Source organism: Bartonella sp. AP19HLJMH (assembly GCF_042196245.1).
Lineage (GTDB): Bacteria > Pseudomonadota > Alphaproteobacteria > Rhizobiales > Rhizobiaceae > Bartonella.
Genome location: NZ_JBHIPX010000039.1, coordinates 1 through 3,278, shown reverse-complemented (window position 1 = coordinate 3,278; position 3,278 = coordinate 1). Strand labels below are relative to the sequence as shown.

Sequence of the window (3,278 nt, the reverse complement as noted above, 5' to 3'; positions counted from 1 at the left end):
TGCATTCTTTATGGTTATAAACGCATATAAAATGCATTGCTATAAACATATCATAAAAGAGAGAGTAACATAAAAAAGCCGTGTCGAAAGTGATATGACGCGGCTTTCAAATAGCGTTTTTTATTGATTAAAATGAATCATCCACAATGGAGTAATCAGTGCATATATACAAAACGTATCATATTGCAAGCGCTCTATGAGAGATATGAAAACTTATCAAAAGGAATGTAAATGTGCGTATGATCTTTAATCACTCATTTGAATGAGAGAGCCTATAAAACGCTTATTATGGCTATCAAACGTATCAAACAAATCAAAACGCTCGGTAGCTTTATCAATCCAATCAAAAGCAAATGCATATTAAGTGAATGTCTTGTAAAAACGTTCTTTTTACATTTACGAGCGTTAGGTTTCAAAAGCAGCTTTTCATAAGATAAATAAACAAACGCTTTTATAAAGTGTAAGGTTTTTAAGATTTTGCTCTGCTGTGAAATCTAGATCTTCATTTTTCATAAATGAAACGTTCTTAAGAGCAAATGATAACTAAGTTATAACTGTAATAAAAAAAAAGTTTTAACGTTTCTTATAAAGATCTCATTTTATGTTTCAAACGTTTAAACGTGCATTTAAAGAGGTTCTCATAAGCGTATTTGTACTTTTCATTAAAACCTAATTTCTTTAAATATTAGCCGGTCCATTTTGGGGATGTTATCTTAGAATAGAGCATTCTTTAAATATTACAGCTTTTGACTCAAAATTGAGTAAAATCCCATGCCTTATGATGTTACAATGGTTTTAAATTTTTCTTGCTTGCATTATATCATTAAAAAGCTTTTGATTTCATAAGACATAACATTGTGATTTTCATTCTATATGTCATGATATTATATTTATGCTGATTACTTATCATTTTCTAAACTTTTAGAAAGCGTTTTAAAAGTGATCTTGTCTTTAAATCCTTTTATGCAATCTTTAAAATGTTCGGTGTTATGATGATGCTGTTATGACAGCTCTCTATTTTGCGCTCGCCAATTTTGGCGAATGTTAATTTGCTCTTTTATGTGATTAACAATCCAATCTTTAAAACAAGATGTGATCTTTAAACGTATGTTATCGATATTTTCAAACGACTAAATTTAAAACAATGTGATTTGTGCTGTGATAAAAACGTATCATAAAATTTATGAACTGTTATGAATGATATCGGCTTTTCATTTTATTTGAATACACACATGCGTTATAATATTTGTATCATGATTTGCTTTTTATGGTCTATTCATACATGGCAATCTTATATAAAAAATGGTCAAATGAATCATGCATAAAAGTGTGGATTCTTAAATGGATTCATATAAAATAATTTCACACAACCTATTGACTTTATTTCATTTTTTGATACGATAGCCTATCAGCTGGTACAAAGAAGATGTTGAGCATGTGAACAAATGGCGCGAACATGCAAGAGAGGATTTTCGATTTTACAATGGTGATCAGTGGAATGAGGCTGATTTAGCGGCGTTAAAAGAGCAACGCCGCCCCGTTATGACGTTTAACCGTATTGCACCATTGGTTAATGCCGTTGTGGGTTCAGAGCGTAACAATAAACGAGAGGTGCAATTCATTCCCCGTCAAATAGGCAAGGCATTGCCAAGTGAATTGCTTACAGGAGCAGCGGAATGGTTTCGCGATATGGCACATGCTGAATATGCAGATAGTGATGCTTTCCAAGACGCTGTCATCTGCGGCATGGGCTGGACCGATACGCGGCTTGATTATGAGAACAGTATAGATGGTGAACCGGTTATTACGCGTTTAGATCCTTTAAAAATGGTTTGGGATAGTGCAGCGGTGCAACCGAATTTAACCGATGCACAACGCATGTGGTATGTAGACCGCAAGCCCTTGGAAGTAGCCAAGCAGATGTTTCCAAAAGCCCATTGGAGTGAACTGAGTGCTGATTGGGCGCGTGATGGGGCTGCTTATGAAGGCATTCATCATAATGATCTTGAAGCTTACGATGATGAGAAGGGCATTGATGTTGAAAACGGTCGTCGGATGGTCACACTTGTTGAAGGACATTATAAACAAAAATACAATAAAGTCAATAGTTTGTTTGTAATTATCTTATATGAATCCACTCAAGAATCCACACTTTTATACGTGATTCATTTGACCATTTTTTATAAACAATTGCCATGTATGAATAGACCATAAAAAGCTAATCATAAAGAAGTTTAAGAAGAAAAAACAACTTCAAAATGTCCTTCAAGCGTTTTAACTTCTTTCGGATTAACAATAATCTTTATATCGTTTCCCAATTTTGCCAAACACTCAAGCATTTTCATTTCACTAATTCCTCGAAATTCTCCACTTAAGAGTTTAGACAGTTTTGGTTGAGTCATTTTCAAAAGTTGACTAGCCTGTTTTTGTGTTAAGTTCTTTTCTTTCAGAATTTGACTAATCTTATGAGCAAGTTGCGCTTTGATAAGCATCTCTCTGGAATCTGAAAAGCCAAGATCCGCATAAACATTGGAACTACCGTGAAAAACATTGATCATTTTAATTCCCTTCTAATTGTTCTGCTAACTTGAGACGTTCTTTAATCAGATTAATGTCTGGTTTTGGTGTTGCAATGCCACGGGTCGATTTTTTCTGAAAACAATGCAACACATAAAGAGATTTTTTATATTGTATCGTATAAACAGCGCGATAAGTTCCTTGAATATCGCGTTCAATAATTTCTAGAACATTGGCAGATCCAAACCCCTTGAGAACCTTAACATTTTCTCCTCTATCTCCTATCTGAGCAAGATAAAGAGCATAACCAATCCTTTGTTGAATAAGATCAGGAAGACTTTTTATATCTTTGAGTGAAGAACCAAGCCATATGATACGTTTTATTTTACTCATGATTATTAATATACTCATATGGGTATATTTTCAAGTGGTTATTCTAATTTTGTGATTTTTTAATAACTATTATTAATAAAATTGACTTGATAAAAATGGTAACAAAAAACCATAATTGTTTATTTATCTTATGAAAAGCTGCTTTGTAAAAACCAACGCTTCCAAATGTAAAAAGAACGTTTTTTGCAGATATTTATTGAATATGCATTTGCTTTTGATTGGATTGTTAAAGCTACCGAGCATTTTGATTTGTTTGATACGTTTGATAGCCATAACAAGCGTTTTATAGGCTCTCTCATTCAAATGAGTGATTAAAGATCATACGCACATTTACGTTTCTTTTGATAAGTTTTCATATCTCTCATAGA

The 3,278-nt window shown here is 33.0% G+C and carries 3 protein-coding genes and 1 pseudogene; 2 read left to right on the top strand and 2 right to left on the bottom strand.

Annotation, left to right across the window (positions count from 1 at the left end):
* Positions 1-1,407: 1,407 nt before the first annotated feature.
* Positions 1,408-2,077: pseudogene (locus ACFINR_RS09060) on the top strand (portal protein); the annotation flags it as partial.
* A gap of 157 nt (positions 2,078-2,234) precedes the next feature.
* Here the strand turns inward: ACFINR_RS09060 and ACFINR_RS09055 are convergent.
* Together ACFINR_RS09055 and ACFINR_RS09050 are read right to left on the bottom strand one after the other, a co-directional pair.
* A complete protein-coding gene (locus ACFINR_RS09055; protein WP_015856199.1) occupies positions 2,235-2,558 on the bottom strand; it encodes a helix-turn-helix domain-containing protein in 324 nt (107 codons plus the stop codon).
* A 1-nt stretch (position 2,559) separates the two neighbouring features.
* The gene (locus ACFINR_RS09050; RefSeq protein ID WP_041581387.1) at positions 2,560-2,910 is read right to left on the bottom strand and encodes a type II toxin-antitoxin system RelE/ParE family toxin; all 351 of its coding nucleotides are present in this window, start codon (positions 2,908-2,910) and stop codon (positions 2,560-2,562) included.
* Positions 2,911-3,093: 183 nt separating this feature from the next.
* Here ACFINR_RS09050 and ACFINR_RS09045 point away from each other — a divergent pair, with 183 nt between their 5' ends.
* Positions 3,094-3,225 carry a hypothetical protein gene (locus ACFINR_RS09045; RefSeq protein ID WP_375631686.1) on the top strand — a complete coding sequence of 44 codons (132 nt, stop codon included), beginning with the start codon at positions 3,094-3,096 and terminating at the stop codon, positions 3,223-3,225.
* Positions 3,226-3,278 lie beyond the last annotated feature (53 nt).

Excerpts from the sequence above, each read along its gene's own strand:
- ACFINR_RS09055 (WP_015856199.1), bottom strand. The coding sequence starts at position 2,558 with ATGATCAATGTTTTTCACGGTAGTTCCAATGTTTATGCGGATCTTGGC.
- ACFINR_RS09050 (WP_041581387.1), bottom strand. The coding sequence starts at position 2,910 with ATGAGTAAAATAAAACGTATCATATGGCTTGGTTCTTCACTCAAAGAT.